Source organism: Streptomyces sp. NPDC001002 (genome assembly GCF_053599215.1).
Genome location: NZ_JBSFLV010000019.1, coordinates 15,448 through 35,416 on the forward strand (window position 1 = coordinate 15,448; position 19,969 = coordinate 35,416).

Consider the following 19,969-nt stretch of genomic DNA (forward strand, 5'->3'; position numbering starts at 1 on the left):
GGAAACGGCTCCTCGACGCGACCGGGTGCCGTCCGATGACTGCTACGGCGCGCACCCCGAAGAGGTTCACGATCCGCCGGCCGGGGCGGTTCAGCAGAAGGCGGCCAGTACCGAAGGGCTGCCCGCGAGCCAGTCGCGCACCTGGTCCGTCCCGCCCCGCCCGTACGCCCCCGCCCCGTCCGCCCCTGACCGGTGGTGGGTGTCCAGCCTGTCCAGCAGCACACCCACCGCGTGCCGGGCGAGCGGCTCAAGGAGTCCGGCGTGCGTCCGGCGGGCCCGGTCGGTCCAGGCCCGCGCGTCGTCGGAGGCGGTGGGGGTCGGCGGACCGAACGTCGCCAGGGCCGCGAGGCCGACGGCGGAGACCGCTCTGCGGTCGGACGGCGCGCCCGGACAGCGCCAGACACCGCGGAAGAGGTTCTCCGCGTCCGCGAAGCGGCCGTCGTGGAACGCCAGCATTCCCCGCAGGTTCGCCACGGCCGACTGGAGGTCGTCCGCGCTCACTTCGTCCGCGAGCCTGCTCACATCCGCCAACCGCCGCTCGGCCAGGGCGGATTCGCCCTCGGCGAGGTCCAGGCAGGCCAGTCTGAGCACGGCGTACGCCCAGCGGGTCCGCGCCCCGACGGCCTGGAGGATGCGGGCCGCCTCGGCCCACTGCTCGCGGGCCCGGGCGCGGAGGCCGTCGCTCTCGTCCGCGTCGCCGCAGAGGGTGAGGGAGAAGACCCGGGCGAAGTCGTCGTCGGCCGCGCGTGACGCGGCCACGGCGATCAGCCCGTGCCGGCGGGCTCCCTCGGTGTCGCCGCGTTGCAGACAGTAGGTCGACCAGTTCGTCTGCAGGACCGCCCGGTCCCAGTGGAATCCGGTCCCCACGACGGCCGCCTCCGCCGCGGTGAAGAGCTCCTCCACGTCGTCGCGCCCGTTGAGCATCGCGTGGAGCGCGTCGTAGCACGGGCCCAGGACGGCGAGGTCGGGGTGCTTCGCGTGCTGCCAGGCCGCTTGGTGCCGTGCCGCGTAGGAAGCGGCTTCCGCGTGATGTCCGGCGACGTGATGGAGCCAGGTGAGCCAGGCGATCGTGTAGAACAGCGCCCACTCGTCCTCCTCGGTGGGCTCCGCGGTCCGCGGTCCAGCCGTGGTGTCGTACGCCCGCAGGCCGCGGCGGAGGCGGTCGATGCCCTCCTCCTCACGGCCGCTGATGAACCAGAAGTAGCCCAGCCGGGCCTCCAGTTGCAGGGCCTCGGCCTCCCTGGACCCGGTCAGCATGACGTCCGCCGCCGCCCTGATGTTGGCGGACTCCTCGGTGAGCCGCCTGGCCCACTCCTTCTGGTCGCGGGAGGAGATTCCCGCGCTGCCGTCACGGACGAAGCGCGCGGCCCACGCCATGAGGCGCTCCTCGGCCTCCGGTGCCCAGCCTTCCTCCCGGAGCCGGCTGAGCGCGTACTCGCGGACCGTCTCCAGCATCCGCAGCCGGTTCCCGTGGGGCGTGGAGACCGGGACGAGGAGGGACTTGTCGACCAACTGCGCGAGTACGTGCAGCAGTTCGGCACTGTCCGCCCCGGGCTGCGGAGCGATCGCCTCGACGAGGTCGAGGGAGCAGCCGCCCACGTAGAGCGCCAGTTCCGTCAGCAGTCGCTGCTCGGTGGTGTCGAGGAGGGCGTAGCTCCAGTCGAGGACGGCACGCAGGGTGCGGTGTCTGGCCGGTGCGGTGCGTTCCCCTTTGGTCAGCAGGGTGAAGCGGTTGTCGAGGCGGGCCTCGATCTGCCGGACGGACAGCAACCGGACGTGCGCGGCGGCGAGTTCGACCGCCAGCGGCAGCCCGTCCAGCCTTCGGCACAGGGAGCGGATGTCGCGCAGGGCCGCCGCGTCCGGGGCGAAGGACGGGTCGATCATCGCGGCACGGGCGCCGAACAGGTCCGCGGCCTCGTCGTCCGGCATCGGCGCCAAGGGGTACAGCACCTCGGCGGGGACCTCCAGCGGTGATCTGCTGGTGGTGAGGACGGTCAGCGCGGGACACCGGCCCAGCAGGGTCGCCACGAGCGGGGCGACGGCGTCGAGCAGGTGCTCGCAGTTGTCGAGCGCGAGCACGGCCGGGCGTCCGGCCAGGAACGAGGTGAGACGGTGCACGTAGTCGTGCGGCGGCTGGTCCGGCCGCACGGAGGTGTCGGACAGTCCGAGCGCGGAGGCGACCACCGCGAGGACGTTCGCGTCGTCGGCCGGCGCCAGGTCGACCCACCAGACTTTGCCGCGGGAGGGCGGGACCAGCGCGCAGGCCTCCAGCGCGAGGCGCGTCTTGCCGACGCCTCCCGGTCCCAGTACGGTCACCAGCCGCTCGCGGTCGACGACTTCGCGCAGCGCGTCGAGCTCCTTGCGCCTGCCGACGAACGGGCCGAGCGGCCGGACCGGATCGCCTTCGCCGGGTGCCGGCCGGACATCGGTGCGCGTCGAGGACAGGCGGTACGAGGCTGAAGCCGGCCCCCGTAGGGACGGCTCGTGGCGGATCATCGCCGCGTGCAGGGAGCGCAGTTCCGGCGAGGGGACGACCCCCAGCTCGGACCTCAGCAGCCGACGGCCCGTCTCGTAGACCTCCAGGGCTTCCGCGAACCGCCCGCACTGGTAGAGCGCGCGCATGAGACGGGCCCGGGACCGCTCGCGCAGGGGCGCGAGGGAGACCAGGGCCTTCAGTTCGGGGACCAACTCCCCCGCACGCCCGAGTTCGAGGCCCGCGGTGGCCACGTCCTCCAGGGCGCCCAGCCGCAGTTCCTCAAGACGCGTCCGCTCGGGTTCGAAGACCCTCCTCTCCAGGCCGTCCAGGGCGCGGCCGCGCCACAGCGACAGCCCCGACCGCAGCCGGCCCTCGGCCTTTTCGTACTCCGCCGCCGCGAGGTGTTCCCGGCCTTCCCGGACCGCGGCCTCGAAGGCGGGCACGTCGACCTCGTCCTGCGGTCCCAGCACGATCCGGTACCCGCCGTGGCCGAACAGCAGGCGGGCCTCCTCGCCCTGCGCCGCGAACGCGACGCGCAACTTGGCCAGTTGGACCTGAAGCGCGTTGACCGGGTCCTTCGCCTCGCGCTCCTCCCACAGTTCCTCGATGAGGGTGTCGCGCCGTACGACCGTCCCGTGGGCGAGCAGCAGCCGTCCCACGATCGCCCGGGACATGGCGCCGGGGAGGGTGACCGAGCCGTTGCCGTTCACCAACTCCAGGCGGCCGAGCAGTCCGAAACGCATGCCCGTCATCATGCCGTGGGCACCCGAACGCCCCGAGGGGCTTGTCGGCGCGTCGCGGCTCATGACCGGGACCGGCCCCCGCACAAAAGGGCATACCCGAGGGTCACTTGGGTTCCCTCACGTGTGCCCCTTCGGCTCTTGGTCGGGATGCCGTGCCGCGGTTGTGTGGAACCGACCTCTGAAAGCGGAGCTGATGAACCTGTCGTGGAGCTGATGAACCTGTCGACCGGCGCCAGACGTTTGCAGAGTCGGGCCTCCTTGGCAACCCTCGCGTGCGCGATCGCCCTTGTGTCCGGGCCGAGTTACGCGGTCCCCGGCGAACCCCGCCCGCAGGACGACAAGACGATCGAGGGCATCCAGGACGAACTGAACGGCCTCTACCGCGCGGCGGAGGTGGCCACCGAGGCGTACAACACCGCGGACGTGAAGGCGACCGAGCAGGAGAAGCGGCTGAAGTCGCTGCGCAAAGCCCTGGCCCGGACCGAGGACCGGGTGGACACGCTGCACGATCTCGCGGGCGCCGCGGCCCGGACGCAGTACCACGGGGGCGATCTCGCCGCCACGGGCATCCAGTTGCTGCTCGGCGACCACCCCGACGAGGCCCTGGACGAAGCCTCCCAGGCCCGCCAGGCCATGCGGAACCTGGTCAACGTCTCCGAGTCCCAGAAGACCGCCCGCACGGAGCTGAGCCGGCAGACCGACGCCGCTGCCAAGGAGCTGCGGGAGCTCAACAACACCCGTGCGGACAAGGCCGAGTCGAAGCAGAAGATCGAGGGGAAGATCACCGAGGCCGAGCAGATCGAGGCGGGGCTCCAGAAGGAACAGACCCGCAAGCTGGCCCAGTTGGAGAAGGAGCAGGCGCAGGAGGCCAAGTCCCGCTGGACCGGCTCCGGTTCGGGTGGCGGCACGTCGACCGGGACCGGCTCGGGCAACGGAACGAAGGTGAGCGGCGCGGCCGGTCGGGCCGTCGCCTTCGCCAAGGCGCAGCTCGGCAAGCCGTACGTGTGGGGCGCCGTGGGCCCGTCCTCGTACGACTGCTCGGGGCTCACCTCCACGGCATGGGCGGCGGCCGGGCATCCCATCCCCCGTACCTCGCAGGCGCAGTGGCAGGGCCTGACCCGGGTCCCCCTGGCCTCCGCCCGGCCCGGGGACCTGATCATCTACTACGACGCCACGCACGTGGGCATGTACATCGGGAACGGGCAGATCGTCCACGCCCCGCGGCCCGGGCGCACGGTGACGATCGCGCCGGCCGCCTCCATGCCCATCGTCGGTGTCGTCCGACCCGGAGTATGAGCCGATGAACCACGCGCTGACACCTCGTGACGAGGGGCACAACCTGCCCGCGCTCGCCGCACACCCGCTGATCCGTCTCGACGCCTATGTGGCCGAGGACGGATCGACTGTGGTCAACGGCCATCTGCTGGAAATGGGCGGCATGCGGCAGCCCAACGAGGCGATCCTCGACGCGATCGCCATGTTCGCCCGCACCCTGCGGGCCCCGGTGGCGGCCACCGTCATCGACCGCACCGTGCAGCAGGTGGCGCGTCTGCGGGTGTATCCCGACGGTTCGAGCCGGACCATCGCCGACGAGGAGGACCTGCCGCCCGGGCGGGAACGGACCGCCGCGGAGGAGGAGGCGTTCCCGCCGCTCGCCCGCGTCGAGCGCATCCTCCAGCACGCCCAACGCGAGGAGCTGCACGCCGCGTTCGTCCTCGCCAGCGCCCTGCGGGAGCACCTCACCCTGCGCCGGGGAGCGGAGGACGAACTCTCCCTTGAGGCACGGGCGATCGAGGCGTACCTCGCCTATCTGCGCGGCGACTACATGCTCTCCACCGTCCTCGCCCTGACCGTCGCCCGCATCCGCTGCCGTACCGACCTGCCCCGGGCGGCACCGGAGGTGGCCCGCGCCACCGCCGCCTGGCAGCGGCTGCTGGACGAGGGTCAAGTGGCCACCCGGGGAACGGAGTTGCTGCACATGTGGGAACGGCTGTCGGCGGCGGACCTGCTGCTGGAACCGTCCCACCAGGCCCTGGCCCAGGCCGTCCGCAGCCGCCTCGCCCGGGGCGACCGGTCCGTACCGACCCCGTCCTCGGCACCGGCCCTGACCGCGGGCGGCGGTCCCGTCGCCCCCGAGGACACGCCCCTCAAGCCCGCGCGCCGGGGACTGCGCCGGTTCACCCGACGGCCCGGGCGGCCCACCGGGTCATGACGGGTGAACGGCTCGCTCAGCCGCGGGCCATCGCGATGGAGCCCGCGAGCCGCTCCCCCGCCTCGTAGATCATGTACGGCACTCCCCCGTCGGTGCCGAACGACGGGGCGGCGGACCGGCCGTTCTCGGGGGCGCCGCTGCGGGAGTTGTAGAAGACCCCGAGGTGGCTGCGCTTGCTGAAGTCGTTGCCCACCTCCGTGATCATCAGGTCGCCGCCGCTCTCCTTGTCCTTGTTGTAGACGACGTAGGTGCTGTTGTTGCGGTACAGCAGGTGCGGCCCGCCGACGTTGACGGCGCCGACGTCCGCGTGGCGGATCAGGGGCTGCTGGTCGTAGGTCCAGGTGCGTCCGTCGGCCGACCAACCCCAGTGGATGTCACGGTGGTTGGTGGTGTTGTTCAGCATGAAGACCATGACGTAGTGGGCACCGCGCGAGGGCAGCTCGTGCGGGAAGACACGGGCGTACGACGTCTCGGTGGTGCCGCTCGGCAGCATCGACGTGGACAGGACGACCTTGTCGTAGGTGAAGTTGATGCCGTCCTTGGAGCGGGCCAGGCGTGTGGTGGTGTTCTCGCCGTGGAAGTACAGCCACAGCTCCTTCGTGCTCGCGTGCCACATGACGTGCGGGGACGCGACGTGGCTGACGGAGTAGTGGGGCTGCCAACTGTTGGCGACGATCGGGTTGTTCGGGTATTCGGTGAACGGCCCTTCCAGGGAGTTGCCGTAGGCCAGGCAGATCCCGCCGGGCGCGTCGTGCGGCCCGTAGTACAGGTAGTAGCGGCCGAGGGGGGCGCTCAGCTTGTCGTAGACGCCCCTGACGCACGGGAAGATGATCTCGCCGGTCGGGTTGTACTTCAGTTGCGACGGCGTGAGCAGGGTGCGGACGTAGGTGTAGTCGGGGAATCCGCCGGGTGCCGCGGACGCGGCCGGGGCGGAGAGACCGCCGACGGTGACGGCGGCGCCGGTGGCGGCCGTGGCGCGCAGGAACAGGCGTCGGTCGAAACGCGGTTGAGACATGGTCGGCTCCAAGGGGGTGGAGGTCGGTCCAAGAGGGGTGACGGAAAGACGGTGAAGGTCAGAGGTAGGTGGCCGCGGTGACGCACAGCCCGCCCAGGGCGACGGCCCACACGTACGGGAGGGTGCGCACCATGACCTGCTGCGGGGAGACACCGGCGTACTGGGCGGCCCAGACCGTCTGCGTGCTGGTGGGGTCGGCGACGCCGAAGACCTGGTTGTACGAGGTGGCCATGCCCAGCACGACGGCGGCCGGGTAGATGCCCGTGGCGATGAGGACGCCGGCGATCCCGGCGCCGAGCCCGAAGACGTTCAGCGGTCCGCGGTAGAGGCAGAGCGGGACGAGCAGGGTGAAGACGAGGACGAACAGCACGGCGTTGTGCGGGCTGACCGCCTTCATCAGCGGCTCCAACGCGTCGACGGCGCCGGGCAGTTTGACCGCCGCCAGCAGGATGCCGATGGCGATGAACAGGGCGATCGGCGGGGCGGCCACCTCGAACCCGCCGTACAGGGTGCGCAGCAGCCGCTTGTTCATCTCGCGCGGTCCCGTGGTGGTGACCAGGGCGTACAGCACACCCGCCAACAGGGAGGGAATGATGGCGAGTTCGAAGCCCAGGGCGAGGATCAGGGGAACGGCGGGAGTGAGCAGCGCGTACCAGGGCGCGTCCCCGAGCCGCTTGCGGCGACTCGTCGAACTCGGCCTGTCCTGCACGGACTTGATGGACCAGGTGTGTTCCACGCCGCGGCGGCGGGACTCTATGAGCACGTAGAGGACGGCGGCGACCAGGGCGAAGGGGAACAGCTTCACCATGAAGCCGCGCACGGTCGGTACGGGCAGGTCCAGGGCCGTGGAGAAGAACTGCCACAGGGGCAGTTCGAAGGGAATGCCCACGGCGATGCCCATGAGGACGGTCCCGGCCGCGGTCACCTTGGGGATGCCGACCGCGATCATGGCGGGGATGCCGATGAGCCCGGCGAGCATCGCGGCCGGTGCCGATCCGGTGACGGTACCGACCAGCGCGGACACGGCCAGCACGCCGAGGGCCACGACGACCGGGCGGTCCCCGCCGAACTCGACGATCTTGCGGACGATGGTGCCCGCGATGCCCGTCTCCTCAAGGAGCTTGCCGAGCCAGGAACCCAGCACGATCGCGATCATCGTGGCGGCCAGGGTGGGCGCGCCCTCCTGGAGGACGGTGTCCAGCACGCTGTTCTTGCCGGTCAGGGGTGCACCGGCGAGGAAGGCGATGACGACGGCCAGGATGACGAGCGCGAAGGCCGTGGGCAGTTTGCGGGTGAGCATGGCGGCGACTCCGGCCGCCATGACGAGCAGGATGACGACACCCATGGGTCACCTCTGTCTTCCGGGTGTGTCCACCGCGGCGGCGAGCGCGGCGGTGAGCAGGAGGGGGCTGCGACCCAGGCCGCAGACGGTACGGGCGTAGGCATGCGCGGCGAGTTCGTCGGCACCGGCCACATGGCCGAGGACCCGGTGGCGGCCCAGCCGCAGTGCGATGTGTCCGAGCGCCTCCTTGAGCGCGGTCCGCGTCTCCTTGCGGTGGAGGAGGGCGTGCGCGCTCTCGTGGGCGAGGGCCGCGGCACGCACGGATCCGGCGGGATACCAGGAGCGCCAGCCGAGTTCGTCGATCAGCGTCTCGGCCCGGTCGATGGTGTCGGTGTAGAGCTCGACGGTGGCAGGGCGCGAGGTGTAGCGGGCGAGCAGCAACTGGTCGAGCCCGTCGGCACGTTCCACGATCCGGGCGCGGCACGGCGCCCCAGGGTCGAGCGCGGCGCCGAACGCGTCGGCGGCCAGGGCCCATTGGCGCAGTTCGGCGGGGGTGCGGTTCTCGTGGGTGGGCGTGGTCGCCAACAGCCGTACGGCGAGGGCCAGATCGTCCGTCGCCGGATCGACGACGGAAGCGGCGGCGGCCACGATGGCAGCCACGGCGGCCGAACCGGCAGGGCCGCTCATGACCGCACCTCCACCACGGCGACCACCGGTTCGTCCATGGCCCGGTCGCGCATCTCGCTGCGGGCCAGCGCGAGCAAGGGCTGCGGGTCGAGGACGCCGGAGAGGTCGGCGATGCGGGAGCCGAGCAGGAGTCGCAGCGCGGGGGCGCGGACGCCGCCGTCGCCGTAGGACGTGCCCTCGCGCACGAGGTGGGCGAGGAGTTCGGGCGCGGCGCCCACGGTGGTGGCGGTCACGCTCGCGTCCGAGGCGTGCAGGCGTACGACACCGTCGGCGTCGACGACCCGTACGGGACGCCGGACGGAGCGCAGCCGACGGCGTACCTCGGTGCCGTAGACCGTGTGGGCGGGTGTCTCGGCGAGGACACGGACCTCGGCGGGGTCGGTCCTGAGGCTGGTGGCGGCCGCGGTGAGGCGTTCGGTGTCGTCGGCGCTGTGCGAGCGGTCCTGGGTACGCAGTTCCGTGGCGCCGGTGGCGGTGGCGCGCACGGTGCTGGTCTGCGGGTCGACGGTCACCTCGACCTCGACGCCGTCGGGCGCGGCACCCTGGGCGACGACCGCGCGCTCGGCCTCGGCCCGGACGGCGAGGATCTGTTCCTGCCCTGCGCCGGGGATGATCCGTTCGATCTGTTCCCGCACCAGCGCGAGGGCCACGCCGATGGGGCTGATGACCTCGCTGTGTCGGGCGATGGTCCCGTTCATGCCGGTGAGCGCGGCCAGGTGAGGGGTGACGGAGGCCGCCCCGCCGCCACCGCCGACGAGGACCGCCGTGTCCGGGTCGAGGCGGTAGTCGCGGACGAGCGAGTCCACGATCTCCCGCACCCGGGCGACGCCTGCGTCGAGGACGCGGGCGGCCGCGGTCGGCACGTCCACGCCCAACTCGGCGGCGAGCGGCGCGATCGCGGCCCTCGCCACTTCCGGGTCGCAGCGCGCGAAGTCCCCGTCGGGGACCCGGCCGAGCGCGTTGGCGGCGCACGTCATGGTGAGCGCGAACCGTCCGCCCGCCGCGTCCAACACCACGTAGTCGTCCGGGTCGTCCGGCATCGGCCGCACCGTGGCGAGGGTCGCGCCCCGCAGGTCGTCGAGGTCCGCGAAGCAGGCGTAGGGCAGTCCCGCGATGTGGGCGCTGCGCGGGCCGACGGCGGTGATGCGACCCTGGGCGACGCGGACCATCGAGCCGCCGCCGACGCCGACCGTGCGCACGTCGAGCGCGTTGAGGTACGAGGCCCTGCCGAGCATCGTGGCGTGGCGGACGGCGACCTTGCCGCGCCGGACGAGGCTGATGTCGGTGGAGGTGCCGCCGGTCTCGAGGAAGAGGCCCTCGCTGATCCGTTCCTGCATGAGGGCGCCGGCGACTCCAGCGGCCGGGCCTGACAGGACGGTCAGCAGCGGGCGCCTGCGCATCTCGTCGAGGGCCATGACCCCGCCGTCGCAGCGCATGACCATGAGCGGTGCGGTGACCCCTGCCTTGGTGATGGACGCGTCGACGAGGTCGGCGGTGGCGAGCATGCGCGGCAGGATGGCCGCGTTGACGACCGCGGTGCGGGTCCTCTTGTGCAGTCCGTACAGCGAGGTGATCTCGTGCGCGGCCGTCATCGGCAGGCCTGCGGACCGGGCGGCTTCGAGCACGGCCTGCTCGCCCTCGGGCCGGTCGACGGCGAACGGCTCGGTGGCGACGAGGACTTGGGCGCCCGCGGCCGTCAACTCCCCGACCGCGGCGCGTACGGCCGCCGGGTCGTCCGGGTCGGCGACATGGGCGTAGGCGAGCGGAAGCCGCTTGCCGGGGGCGAGTTCGAGCCTGCCGAGCGCGGCGAGCCGACGGGTGAGGACGGCGCCGGGTCCGGTGCCGATGCCGATCAGGCCGACGGTGGCGACATCGCCCTCCAGCAGGGCGTTGGTGGCCTGGGTCGTGCCGTGCGCGAGGAACGCGATGTCGCCGGGGGCCCGTTCGACCTCGCGCAGCAGCCGGTCCAGGGCCTCGACGATGCCGTGCGCGACTCCGTCCTCGTGGTGGTGGCTGGTGGGGACCTTGACCTGTCCCAGCAGCCGCAGGGTCGTGGCGTCCACGGCCACGGCGTCGGTAAAGGTTCCGCCCACGTCGATGCCGACGCGGATCCGGTCGGTGGTCATGTCTGGAGCACCTCCTTGTGCTGTGTCGCTCGTGCGCGGGCGGTCGCCCCGACGCGGTCAGTAGCCGCGTACGTCGGGCCAGTGGCGCTGCACTCCGGCGCGGTCGAGGAGCCGCGCGAACTCCTCGAACCGCTTGTCCTCGCCCTGCACTTGGTGCGGTTCGAGGCCCTCGTCGAGACAGTGCGCGGCGAGCGCGCCGGCGACCTCGCCGATGTTCCACTCCACCGGGTGGAGCCGGTAACAGCCGTTGGTGATGTGGGTCGTTCCGATGTTCTTGCCGGCGGGCAGCAGATTGCGGACCCGCCGGGGCACCAGCGCCCCGAGCGGGATCTCGAAGGGCACCGACCCGATGTCGATGTAGGAGTCGCCCCCGGTCGAGGGGTGCAGGTCGATGCGGTAGCTGCCGATGCCCACGGAGTCGCGGTACTCGGTGCCCCCGTACGCGCCCACCAGGTCGATCGCCACGTCCCGTTCGGTGACGGTGGTGACGGCCTTGATACGGCGGGACTCGCGGACGTAAGGCGCCTTCGCCAGGCCGTCCGCGGTACCGGTCACGTCGGGGCGGAGCCGGAGACCGGGGAAGCCGGTGCCGCCGTCGGGTCGGGGCGCCTCGGTCTGGAGCCAGTACAGAACCGACAGCGACAACTGCCGCGCCTCGGCGACTGCTTGGGCCCCGGTCTCCGCGCCGGCTCCGATCAGCTGCTTCAACCAGTAGTCGTTGAGCGGCCAGTTGACGAGCGTGATGTCGGAGTCGAAGGCGCCGGGACGGTGCAGCCGGCGGGCCAGGATGCGGCGGAAGCCCCACAGTTCCTTGTCGCCCGCGTCGGCGCTCTGGTCGGCGCTCACGGCGAGCGGGTCGAGGTCGGGGTTGGGAACGAAGGTGCGCGGGACGGGTTCCAGGGAGCGCGGGTCGGGCGCCTGGAAGCCGAGCAGCGGGCCGGGCCAGAAGTCGGGGCGGTACGCCCGCCAGAAGTCGTAGTCGTCCGGCCGGTCGACGGTGTGGTCCTCGCCCTCGTGGTGGGAGAGCGCGAAGCACACGGTGATGCCCTGCTGGTTGAGCGGCTCCGCCCGGTCCGGGGCGTGCGGCTCGTCGAACTCGGACCGCGCCTCGGCGCCGCAGACATGCTCGACACCCGCCAGTTCCAGGAGTTCGCCCGTCTCGGTGGCGTCGATGACATAGCGGGCCGGGACAGTGACGCGCTGGCCGTCCGGGTGGTGCTCAAGGGTCACGGACCGTACGACATCGTTGTCCGCCTCGGCCGCGACGGGCCGGTGCTCGGTGAGGACGGTCAGGCGTCCGGCCGCCCGGTGGGGCGCGAGCATGGCCTCAAGAACTGCCAGCGCCACCCGTGGCTCGTGGCAGAGCTTGCTGACCCGTCCGGCGCCCGGGTTGAGGTCGGTGAGCGCGAGCGCCTCCGCCCGCAGGGGGTACCACTGCCGGTAGAACTGCCTGATTCCCTCCCGCAGTTGGCGGTACGAGGCCGTCGTCCCGAACTGCTCGACCCACGGGTGCTCGTCGGGCGGCACGGCCTGCGAGGTGAGCTGTCCGCCGACCCAGTCGGTCTCCTCGGTGAGCACGACCGTGCGTCCGGCCCGGCAGGCGGCGAGTGCGGCGGCCACACCGCCGAGGCCACCGCCCACGATGAGGATGTCGGCTTCCGGTATCACGCTTCTCCTTGCTGGTAGTTGTCGTCCCCGGAGGATGCGGTTGTACGGTGATCGGCCGCCGTGATCAGTGCTGCTCCGGCGGCCTGCCCGAGGTGTCACCGGGCCGGAAGACGCAGGCGACCAGAGGTTCCTCGGCCTCCTCACCGGCGACCCGGGCTGCGAGCAGCCGGACCGCCGCGGCGCCCAACTCGGGCCGGGGGATGTCGAATCCGGTGGCCCGCGGACCGGCGAGGAGATCGCCGGGCGGACTGCCGAGCAGGGCGAGCGACAGGTCGTCGGGGCAGCTGAGGCCGGCCTCCTCGACGGCCCCGCACAGGGCACGCCAGGCGGCCCCGGTGTCGGTCTCCTCGGCGACGAACGCGGTGACGCCCTCGGCCAGCCACTGGCGCAGTCGCTCGGGGGTGAGGTCACGCACGGGGTCGGCCGAGCGGAAGACGGCCTCGGGCCCGCCGTCGAGCCCGGCCGTCAACAGCCCTTCCAGGAAGCCCTGTTGCCGGTCGGTCGAGGCCGGGGCGTCGTCGTCCTCGCGGACCAGCACGATCCGCCGGTGCCCCAGGGCCGCCAGATGGCCGACGACCTCGGCGCTCGCGCTGACGTAGTCGGCGCCCACCCACGGCAGCCCTTCGAGTTCGTCGCGCCGCCCGAGGTGCACGACCGGGAAGCCGTCGGCGACCATCCGCTTCAGCTCCGCGACCGGAGCGTGCCGGCCGAGGAAGAGACAGCCGTCGGCGAGCCGCACCCTGCTCAGCGCGTCGGGCCGGGACGCCCCGGCGCCGCCGGAACTCGACCCCGTGAAGAGCACCAGGTCGTAGCCGCGCGCGGCGGCCTCCTGCTCCACGCCGATGAGGAAGGGGTAGTACGAGTGCTGCACGTCGGTGGGGAAGGTGGCCGTGAAGCTGAAGACGCCGAGCAGGTTGTTGCGGGCCGCGGCCAGTCGCTGCGCGGCGGGGTCCGGTACGTAGCCGAGGCTGCGGGCCGCGTCGAGCACCCGCTGCCGGGTCTCGTCCGAGATCGTCGCGCCCGTGGTCTTGTCCGACAGCACGAGCGACACCGTGGCCTGGGAGACCCCGGCCAGCCGGGCCACCTCGGCCTGCCGCGGCCGGGGCGTGCGGCCCGCCGCCGCGGGGGTACGACCGCGCCGGGACCGCTTCTTGGGCTGCTCCACCATGCTCCTCACCTGACCGGACACGACCGGCGTGCAGGCCGTTCATGCGTATCATTAATGCGTATTAGTTATGCGTATGAATGAGTACTGTGGGCGCTCCTCCGCCGTCGGTCAAGACTTCTGACAGGACTTCGTGCCGGAGCGTGGGTGAAGCGGGACCGTGGGGGTCAGGTGGGGATGTCCATGCGCTGCGTACCGATGACCTTGAGCAGTTGCAGGGTCCGGTAGGCGCGGGAGCCGGGTTCGGCGGTGAAGATGACCAGCTGCTGGTCCTGGCCCGGCACGGTCAGGACGTCGAAGTCCAGGTCGATCGGGCCGACTTGGGGGTGCTGGACCCGCTGGTGGTTGTGGTGTTCGATGCGCAGCTCGTGGGAGTTCCACAAAGCCGCGAAGTCCTCGCTGCCGGCCAGCAACTCGTCGATGAGGGCGCGGAGTTCGACGTTGTCCGGGTAGCGGGCCGAGGCGACGCGCAGATAGCTGACGGCGGCGGTCACGAACCGGTGGGGTCGGGTCATGCCGTAGGCGTGCCGCTCGGGGTGCAGGAAGTAGCGCCGGATGACGTTGCGGTCCGGTCCTGTGAGCGCGGAGAAGTCCTCGAACAGGGCTGCCGCCAGGGGATTCCAGGCCAGTACCCGGCAGGTGTTGTCGAGCACGAGGGCGCCGGCGTCGGTCAGCCGCTCCAGCAGGTTCAGCGTGCCGGGGTCCACCTCGCGGGAGGGTCCCTGGGCGGCCTCGGGCGCGGCCTCGCCTGCGAGCCGGAAGAGGTGGGTGCGTTCCTGGTCGGACAGGCGCAGCGCACGGGCGATGCCGGTCAGGACGGCGTGCGAGGGATGGCGCCCGCGGGCCTGTTCCAGCCGGCTGTAGTGGTCCACGGAGATGTGCGCGAGCTGCGCGACCTCCTCGCGGCGCAGCCCGGGAGTGCGCCGCCTGGGCCCGTGCGGCAGACCGACGTCCTCAGGTCGTACGCGTTCCCGCTTGCCGCGCAGGAACTCCGCGAGGGCGTGCTTGTCCATGGTCACCACGGTACGGCCGGGCACACCGGTCAGCCACGGACTGTCGGTCCCTGGATACCGCCGGGGCCACGACCGCAGGGTGAAAGCGCAGGCAGGACGACGTGGAAGCGCGTAGAAGCAGGTCGAACGAAGCGAGGGCAAGGCCATGCAGGCAGCAATGACGGGGTCGATGACGGCACTGGTCACGATCGGAGGGGTGGCGTTGGCGTGCGCCGTCGCGTACGGGTATTTCCTGCGCAGCCCCAAGCCGGCCGAGCCGCGGCTCAGCGCCCCGGTGACGGACGACACGATCACGGTGGACGGCCGGACACGCTCGTACCGGGCCTTCGTACCCGCGGACCTCCCGCCCGGCGCGCCGCTCCTGTTCGTCCTGCACGGCTCGCAGCAGGACGGGCGGACCATCCGCAAGGCCACCGGGTACGGCTTCGACAAGCTGGCCGAGCGGCACGGGTTCGCGGTGGTCTATCCGGACGGCTACAAGCGCGGCTGGAACGACGGCCGTACCTCCGCGGTCACCCCCGCCCGCAAGGAGGACGTCGACGACGAGGGTCTGATCGCCGCGCTCGTCGAGCGGTTCGGCCGACGCCACGGCATCGATCCCGCCCGGGTGTTCGTCACCGGTTTCTCCAACGGCGGTCAGATGGCGTTCCGTCTCGCCGCCCGGACGCCGGAGCGGATCGCCGGCATCGCGGTGATCGGGGCGGGCCTGCCCACCCCGGACCAGTGGGCCGTCACGGAGCACAAGCACCCGCTGCCGGTCCTGCTGATCGCCGGCACGAGCGACCCGATCATGCCGTACGAAGGCGGCGAGGCGAGCATCTTCGGCTTCCAGAAGCGCGGCACCGTACTGTCCGCCGAGGCCACCGCCCGCGTCTTCGCCGAGGTCAACGGCATCACCGGACCCCCGATCGACACGCGGCACACCCCGTCGGTGATCGAGACCCGCTACAGCCGGCCCGGAAAAGAACCTGTCGTTGCGTTCACGGTCTCCGGCGGCGGCCACACGATCCCCAACCCCGATTACCGCTTCCCCCGGCTCATGGGAAGGACCGACGCCACCTTCGACTCCCCGGCGGCCATCTGGGACTTCTTCAGCGAGACCATGCGGGTGGCTCAGCTGAAGGCGCGGCGATAGGCGTGCGGGCTGACGCCGGTCGTGCGCTTGAAGCGGTCGCGGAAGGCGGTGGGTGAGCCGAAGCCGACCTGGGTGCCGATGCGTTCGACGGGGTGGCTCGTGGTCTCCAGGAGGTGCTGGGCCTGCCGGATGCGGGCGCGGTGCAGCCACTGGAGCGGGGTGGTGCCGGTCTGTTCGCGGAAGCGGCGGATCAGGGTCCGGGTGCTGGTTCCGTCGTAGGCGGCGATGTCGGCGAGGGTGAGGTCGCGGGCGAGGTTGTCCTGCAGCCAGGTGAGCAGGGGTTCGAGGACGGAGCCCTGCGGGGTGGGTGTGCGGTCGTGGACGATGAACTGCGCCTGTCCGCCCTCGCGTTCCAGCGGCATGACGGACAGCCGGGCGGCATCGGCGGCGACGGCCGAGCCGTAGTCGCGCCGGATCATGTGCAGGCACAGGTCCAGCCCTGCGGCGGCACCGGCCGAGGTGAGGAACTGTCCGTTGTCGACGTACAGGACGTCCGGGTCGACGTCGATCTCTGGGTAGGCGGCGGCGAGTTGGGCGGCCGCGATCCAGTGCGTGGTCGCGCGCAGGCCGTCGAGCAGACCGGTGGCGGCCAGCGGGAAGGTGCCCGAGCAGATGGAGGCGATGCGCGTACCGTCGGCCGCGGCCGACCGCAGCGCGGCACGGACGGCGGGGTCGAGGGGAGCCTCGATGTCGGCGGTGCCGGGCACGATGATCGTGTCCGCGCCCTTGAGCCCCTCCAGTCCCCAGGGCGCGCGCAGGGTGAACGCACCCGCGTCGATCTCCGGCTTCTCCGCGCACACCCGGATCTGGTAGCCGGGGCGCCCGTCCGGGAGACGGGTCCGGGTGAAGACCTCGATCGGGGTGGACAGGTCGAACGGGATCACCCGGTCGAGCGCGAGGACGGCGACGGTGTGCATGGCAGCAAGGTACCTCTCCGCCGGCTGTCGATGTCGGCCGAGGTGGGGTCAGTGCAGGCAGTCATCACAGGTCAGAAGCCATTTACGTATCCGTGGCAATATTCCGTCGGAAGGTGTCACTAATGCCACTGGGAGGTGTCTCGGCATCCGGTTAGCGTCGGAAGCGTCCGGCGCGAAGACCGGCTCCGCCCCATCTGTGAGGTCCTGCCATGCACGCCCAGATCGTCCTGTTCGACGGCTTCGATCCGCTCGATGTCATCGCCCCCTACGAGGTGCTGTACGCCGGCGGCACCGCCTCCGGAGGCGCGGTGACCGTGGAACTGGTCTCCGCCGAGGGGGTACGCGAGGTGGTCAGCGGCACGGGTGGGCTGGCCCTGCGTGCCACCGCCGCACTCGACCCCGGGCGCGCGGGTCTGATCCTGGTTCCCGGCGCCTCGGGGCGGGTGGGCGAGCCCGGTGAAGTGCCTGATCAGGACGCGGGGGCCGGAGAACGGCAGCAGGACGAGTTCATCCCCGTACTGCTGGGCCGCACCCTGACCACCGAGCTGCCGACGCTCATGAAGGCGGCGCTGGACGATCCGGAGGTGACGGTCGCCGCGGTGTGCGGTGGTTCGCTCGTCCTGGCCATGGCCGGCCTGCTGGAGGGCCGCCACGCCACGACCCATCACCTGGGTCTGGACATGCTCGACGCCACCGGCGTGCACGCGGTCCACGCCCGCGTCGTCGACGACGGCGACCTCGTCACCGGCGCCGGTGTCACATCCGGACTCGACCTGGGGCTGTATCTGCTGGAGCGCGAGGTGGGGCCCCAGATCGCCCACGCGGTCGAGGAGTTGTTCGCCCATGAACGGCGGGGGACCGTCTGGCGTCACGAGGGCCCGATGCCCGCCGGACTGTGAGGAGGAGACCGTGAGCATGCACAACACCACGCCCGTCGAAGGCACTTGGGACCTGTCCATCTCGACCCCCATCGGCAAGATCAAGTCCGTGGTCGAACTCGACCGGCGAGACGGTGTCCTGACCGGAGTCGCCCATGGCGCGGGAGAGCGGGTCCCGCTCGACGAAGTCGCCCTCGACGGCGACCTGTTGACCTGGAAGCAGGCGATCACCAAGCCCCTGCGCCTGAACCTCGCCTTCGCGCTGACGGTCGACGGCGACACGCTCACCGGCACGTCCAAGGCCGGACGACTGCCGACCTCCAAGGTCACCGGACGCCGTCGCACGGTTCAGGCGTAGACCGCACGCCCGCGCGGCGAAGGGTCATCGCCGGCTGAGGAGCGCCATGTCGTCCTCATCGAGGGTGACGCGCGCCGCCTCCATGTTCTGTCGCAGGTGATCGAGAGAGGCGGTGCCGGGGATCTGCACGATCGACGGCGACCGTGCCAGACCCCAGGCGATGGCCACCTGGAACGGCGTGGCCGCGTTGCGTTCCGCGACGTCGAGCAGGTCACGGTCGTCGAGCCGGCTGTGGCCGCCGCCCAGCGCGAAGTACGGCATGTAGGCGATGCCTGCCTGTGCGCACTCGTCGACCAGTTCGGCGTCCTCCTGGTCCAGGACCCCGAAGCGGTTCTGCACGGCGGCGACCGGCGCGATCGAACGGGCCTCGGCGAGCTGTTCACCGGTGACGCTGCTGACTCCCAGATGTCGGATCAGTCCCTCGTCCCGCAGTTCGGCGAGGGCGGCGAAGCGGTCGCCGAGCGGGGCGGAGGTGAGCACCCGCAGATAGACGAGGTCGAGGGTGTCGAGGCCGAGTTCGGTGAGGTTGCGCTCGACTTCCGTCCGCAGTTGGGCGGGTCCGGCTTCGCCGTGCATCCGACCGTTCGGCGACCGCATCGGGCCGACCTTGGTGGCGATGGAGACGTCGGCGGGGTAGGGGTGGAGCACCGTGCGCAGGATGTCGTTGGCGCGGTTGGCACCGGTGAAGTAGAAGGCCGCGGTGTCGATATGGCTCGCGCCGAGTTCGACGGCGAGCCGCGCGACGGCCACCGCGTTCGCGCGGTCACCCGCGGGGCCACCCCAGTGGCCGGGCAGTTGCATCGCCCCGAAACCGAGCCGCGGGACGGTGAGCGTGCCGCCGAGGCGGAAGGTGCGCCGAGGCGCGTCGGCGGGGGACATCGGCGTACCCATCAGGTGGTCTCCCCATCGGATCGCTCGCTGAGTGGACCTTGGCCAGGGCAGGCTATGCACGATCCGCCCACCGCGCACTTCCACGGGTTCACGCGGACCAGATCCACCACAGGTGGACCCGCAACGACCCCAAGTGGCCACCTGACGCGGGCTGAAGCGAGTCGTCCGCAGGACACGCCCGCGCCCGGGGGCACACTGGGCTCGCGCGGGCGCAACCCCCTCGGGAAAGGTGCAGATCTGTGGCGGCGATCGGACACGCACTGTCCATTGCGGGGTCGATGACCTGGGAGGTCACCTGGGCCCTGATCCTCGGCTTCACGCTGTCCGCCGTGGTCCAGGCGGTGGTCCGCAGGTCCACGGTCGTACGGCTGCTCGGCGACGACCGGCCACGGACGCTCGCCCTGTCCGCGGGACTGGGCGCGGCCTCGTCGTCCTGCTCGTACGCGGCAGTCGCCCTTGCCCGTTCGCTGTTCCGCAAGGGCGCGGACTTCACCGCGGCGATGGCCTTCGAGATCGCCTCCACCAACCTGGTCGTCGAACTCGGCGTGATCCTGGCCCTGTTGATGGGCTGGCAGTTCACGGCCGCCGAGTTCGTCGGCGGCCCGCTCATGATCGTCGTACTCGCCGTGCTGTTCCGTCTCTTCCTGCGCGAGCGGCTGCTGCGGACGGCTCGGGAGCAGGCCGAGCGTGGGCTGGCCGGGTCGATGGAGGGGCACGCGGCGATGGACATGTCGATCGGGGGCTCGGGCGGCTTCGCGCGCAGGCTGTTCTCCCGTGACGGGTTCACGTCCGTGGCGCACATCTTCGTCATGGAGTGGGCCGCGATCCTCCGTGACCTGGTGGCCGGCCTGCTGATCGCGGGGGCGATCGCCGCCTGGGTGCCGGACGACTTCTGGCACACCTTCTTCCTGGCGGACCATCCGCTCGCCGCCAAGCTCGTCGGCCCCCTCGTCGGACCGCTGGTGGCCGTCGCGACCTTCGTCTGCTCCATCGGCAACGTGCCGCTGGCCGTGGTCCTCTGGAAGGGCGGCATCAGCTTCGGCGGCGTGATCGCCTTCCTCTACGCCGACCTGCTGATCCTCCCGATCCTGAACATCTACCGGAAGTACTACGGCGCCCGGATGGCCGCGTTCCTGCTGGTCACCTTCTTCGCCGCGATGGCCTTCGCCGGCTACGTCGTCGAGTTCGCCTTCGGCGGCCTGGGACTGATCCCCGACCAGGCCGACGCCAAGATCCCCGAAGAGGGCGTCACTTGGAACTACACGACCTGGCTCAACATCGCCTTCCTCCTCCTGGCGGCGAGCCTGCTCGTACGGTTCCTGCGCACCGGTGGTCCGGCGATGCTCCGCATGATGGGCGGGGCGCCCGAGGAGTCGCAGCACCGTCCGCATTAAGGATCGGGA

Annotated in this window: 16 protein-coding genes; 6 read left to right on the forward strand and 10 right to left on the reverse strand. The window is 71.6% G+C overall.

Features of this window, described 5'->3' with window-relative positions; genetic code table 11:
* Window positions 1–90: 90 nt before the first annotated feature.
* Window positions 91–3,219 carry a BTAD domain-containing putative transcriptional regulator gene (locus ACWDR3_RS11750; protein ID WP_450352307.1) on the reverse strand — a complete coding sequence of 1,043 codons (3,129 nt, stop codon included), beginning with the start codon at window positions 3,217–3,219 and terminating at the stop codon, window positions 91–93.
* Between the two features lie 213 nt (window positions 3,220–3,432).
* Here ACWDR3_RS11750 and ACWDR3_RS11755 point away from each other — a divergent pair, with 213 nt between their 5' ends.
* Together ACWDR3_RS11755 and ACWDR3_RS11760 are read left to right on the forward strand one after the other, a co-directional pair.
* Window positions 3,433–4,515 (forward strand): NlpC/P60 family protein, encoded by a 1,083-nt coding sequence (locus ACWDR3_RS11755; RefSeq protein WP_450352370.1) that lies wholly within the window; start codon window positions 3,433–3,435, stop codon window positions 4,513–4,515.
* Window positions 4,516–4,519: 4 nt separating this feature from the next.
* The gene (locus ACWDR3_RS11760) at window positions 4,520–5,431 is read left to right on the forward strand and encodes a hypothetical protein (protein WP_450352308.1); all 912 of its coding nucleotides are present in this window, start codon (window positions 4,520–4,522) and stop codon (window positions 5,429–5,431) included.
* Between the two features lie 16 nt (window positions 5,432–5,447).
* Here ACWDR3_RS11760 and ACWDR3_RS11765 read toward each other — a convergent pair whose 3' ends face one another.
* The 7 genes from ACWDR3_RS11765 to ACWDR3_RS11795 form a co-directional block, all read right to left on the reverse strand.
* Window positions 5,448–6,446 carry a hypothetical protein gene (locus tag ACWDR3_RS11765; RefSeq protein ID WP_450352309.1) on the reverse strand — a complete coding sequence of 333 codons (999 nt, stop codon included), beginning with the start codon at window positions 6,444–6,446 and terminating at the stop codon, window positions 5,448–5,450.
* Between the two features lie 58 nt (window positions 6,447–6,504).
* Window positions 6,505–7,791: a TRAP transporter large permease subunit gene (locus ACWDR3_RS11770; protein WP_450352310.1), complete on the reverse strand. Its 1,287-nt coding sequence runs from the start codon at window positions 7,789–7,791 to the stop codon at window positions 6,505–6,507.
* Between the two features lie 3 nt (window positions 7,792–7,794).
* Window positions 7,795–8,415 (reverse strand): hypothetical protein, encoded by a 621-nt coding sequence (locus ACWDR3_RS11775; RefSeq protein WP_450352311.1) that lies wholly within the window; start codon window positions 8,413–8,415, stop codon window positions 7,795–7,797.
* The gene (locus tag ACWDR3_RS11780; protein WP_450352312.1) at window positions 8,412–10,541 is read right to left on the reverse strand and encodes a hydantoinase/oxoprolinase family protein; all 2,130 of its coding nucleotides are present in this window, start codon (window positions 10,539–10,541) and stop codon (window positions 8,412–8,414) included. Before ACWDR3_RS11780 ends, ACWDR3_RS11775 begins: the two co-directional genes overlap by 4 nt.
* Window positions 10,542–10,598: 57 nt before the next feature.
* Window positions 10,599–12,209 carry an FAD-dependent oxidoreductase gene (locus tag ACWDR3_RS11785; RefSeq protein WP_450352313.1) on the reverse strand — a complete coding sequence of 537 codons (1,611 nt, stop codon included), beginning with the start codon at window positions 12,207–12,209 and terminating at the stop codon, window positions 10,599–10,601.
* Window positions 12,210–12,273: 64 nt separating this feature from the next.
* A complete protein-coding gene (locus ACWDR3_RS11790) occupies window positions 12,274–13,377 on the reverse strand; it encodes a LacI family DNA-binding transcriptional regulator (protein ID WP_450352314.1) in 1,104 nt (367 codons plus the stop codon).
* 164 nt (window positions 13,378–13,541) lie between these two features.
* The gene (locus tag ACWDR3_RS11795; RefSeq protein ID WP_450352315.1) at window positions 13,542–14,387 is read right to left on the reverse strand and encodes a helix-turn-helix transcriptional regulator; all 846 of its coding nucleotides are present in this window, start codon (window positions 14,385–14,387) and stop codon (window positions 13,542–13,544) included.
* 169 nt (window positions 14,388–14,556) lie between these two features.
* Here ACWDR3_RS11795 and ACWDR3_RS11800 point away from each other — a divergent pair, with 169 nt between their 5' ends.
* On the forward strand, window positions 14,557–15,522 hold the full coding sequence (locus ACWDR3_RS11800; protein ID WP_450352316.1) for an alpha/beta hydrolase family esterase: 966 nt from the start codon (window positions 14,557–14,559) through the stop codon (window positions 15,520–15,522).
* Here the strand turns inward: ACWDR3_RS11800 and ACWDR3_RS11805 are convergent.
* Entirely contained in the window at window positions 15,501–16,439 is a 939-nt protein-coding gene (locus ACWDR3_RS11805; protein ID WP_450352317.1) for a GlxA family transcriptional regulator, read from the reverse strand. The genes ACWDR3_RS11800 and ACWDR3_RS11805 overlap by 22 nt on opposite strands.
* A 209-nt stretch (window positions 16,440–16,648) precedes the next feature.
* On the opposite strand from ACWDR3_RS11805, the gene ACWDR3_RS11810 reads away from it, so the two are divergent.
* Window positions 16,649–17,338 carry a DJ-1/PfpI family protein gene (locus tag ACWDR3_RS11810; RefSeq protein WP_450352318.1) on the forward strand — a complete coding sequence of 230 codons (690 nt, stop codon included), beginning with the start codon at window positions 16,649–16,651 and terminating at the stop codon, window positions 17,336–17,338.
* A 16-nt stretch (window positions 17,339–17,354) separates the two neighbouring features.
* Window positions 17,355–17,675, forward strand: coding sequence for a hypothetical protein (locus ACWDR3_RS11815; RefSeq protein WP_450352371.1), 321 nt, complete (start codon window positions 17,355–17,357; stop codon window positions 17,673–17,675).
* A gap of 24 nt (window positions 17,676–17,699) precedes the next feature.
* On the opposite strand, the gene ACWDR3_RS11820 is transcribed toward ACWDR3_RS11815, so the two are convergent.
* Complete coding sequence (locus tag ACWDR3_RS11820; RefSeq protein WP_450352319.1) at window positions 17,700–18,566, reverse strand: oxidoreductase; 867 nt, start codon at window positions 18,564–18,566, stop codon at window positions 17,700–17,702.
* 239 nt (window positions 18,567–18,805) lie between these two features.
* Between ACWDR3_RS11820 and ACWDR3_RS11825 the strand changes: the two genes are divergently transcribed.
* Window positions 18,806–19,960 (forward strand): permease, encoded by a 1,155-nt coding sequence (locus tag ACWDR3_RS11825; RefSeq protein ID WP_450352320.1) that lies wholly within the window; start codon window positions 18,806–18,808, stop codon window positions 19,958–19,960.
* Window positions 19,961–19,969 lie beyond the last annotated feature (9 nt).